The following is a 1,446-nucleotide window of genomic DNA, read 5'->3' as shown; positions in this document are numbered from 1 at the left end:
GTCACCTCCACCGGCGCGACGGTCAAGGTGACGCCGTTCAAGGCGTACCCGGCAAAGGGCCGGGCGACCGGCATTCGGCTACCACCAGCCGCCGGTGCCACGCCAGCGCGCAGGCCAGCGCCGAGGTGGTGACGCCGGGCGAACCCTTCGCGGACACCAGCGCGATGATCGCCATGCTCAGGCCGCCTCGGTCAGTACCACGGCGAGCCGTTCCTGTGCGGCGAGCGCCACCACCGCGGGCACATCACGGGTCAGTAGCGCCAGGTACAGGACCCTGTCGTCGTTGGCCGGGCTGACCATGTCGATGACGGTGGCCGCGAACCGGGTGCCGGCGGCGGCCGTGTCTTCGTCGGCATCGTTGTCCGGGGTGCTGACCAGCAGGACCTTGTCGCCGGGGTGCAGTTCGCGGGCCGGCACCTGGGCGGTCTTCAGGCCGAGCGCGATCTGTTGCTGGCCGGGGCCGAGCAGCGGGTCGTCGGTGACCTGTCCCAGGGTGAGCAGCGTGCCCGGAAGCAGCGCGACAGCGGCCCGTTTGCCGACCACCTCGTCGAGCCGTGCGGCGGGCACCGGGCGCAACCCCTGGCCGCCGGCGACCTGCACGGTGACCAGGTCGGCCGCGCTGATCTCCCGGCCCACCTCGACCGGTCGTGCGACCGCCAGATAGCTGCCGGTGGCCCGTACGGAGGTGACCGCGAAGGCCGCGCCCAGCCCGCCCAGCGCGATCAGGAGGACGGCTAGGCCGAGCAGCCCGGGACGGACCCGGCGCTGGCGGACCACTGTGGGTGGGTTGACGGGTGCGTCCACCGACGGGGTTCCGTTGCGCGTCGCGAGGCTCATCTGGTGACCACCTGGAGTTCGTTGATCTGGATCTGCACGATGCCGCTTCTCCGGGTCTGCGGGATCACCCGCCTTGTGGCGTCGTTGTTGGTCCACCAGCTCACCGTCCAGTGCGTGGTGGCGGTGACGTCGTAGGTGTCTGCCTTGGGGTAGCCCTCGTCGTAGCCGCAGTCCGGGGAGGTGGAACCCGCCCGGGTGCCCGTGGCCTTGTACTCGGTGCCGGCGCTGTAACAGGTGACCGTCTTGCCGTTGCCCATGTCCCAGTCGATCCGGTCGACCTTCGCTTCGATGTAGACGGTCAGACCACGGTCGGACTCGTCGGCGTAGAGCGGGCCGAAGTAGTTCTTCCCCGGGGTTGCCCACATCCAGACGGGCAGGCCGACCAGGCCGGGGCCGATGCTCTTTCGGGGTGCCACCTTCAGCCGGGCCGGCAGCAGACTGATCGACGCCAGGGCGCGACGGGCCAGCTCCTCCGGGTCCGGCGGTGCGCCGAAGCCAGCCGGCGGGTCGGCCAGCGACACCACCTCCTGGGCACCCAGGTCGCCGCCGTTGCAGGTTTGCAGGTACCACTGCTCACCCTCGGGGGCCCTGACCTGCAACGACTCTGGA

General features: G+C 70.8%; 2 protein-coding genes and 1 pseudogene. All 3 read right to left on the bottom strand.

Going from position 1 to position 1,446, the window contains the following annotated elements:
• Positions 1–70: 70 nt before the first annotated feature.
• A pseudogene (locus ABZ749_RS35135) lies at positions 71–175 on the bottom strand (ParA family protein); the annotation flags it as partial.
• Between the two features lie 2 nt (positions 176–177).
• The gene (locus ABZ749_RS35130) at positions 178–837 is read right to left on the bottom strand and encodes an SAF domain-containing protein (protein ID WP_357235714.1); all 660 of its coding nucleotides are present in this window, start codon (positions 835–837) and stop codon (positions 178–180) included.
• Positions 834–1,446, bottom strand: a 613-nt coding sequence (locus tag ABZ749_RS35125; protein WP_357235712.1) for a hypothetical protein, incomplete at its 5' end; no start/stop codon positions are given. The genes ABZ749_RS35125 and ABZ749_RS35130, both read right to left, overlap by 4 nt.

Source organism: Micromonospora sp. NPDC047753, from assembly GCF_040642735.1.
Taxonomy (GTDB): domain Bacteria; phylum Actinomycetota; class Actinomycetes; order Mycobacteriales; family Micromonosporaceae; genus Micromonospora.
Note: the sequence above shows the minus strand (reverse complement) of the source record. Positions and strands in the feature narration are given on the sequence as shown.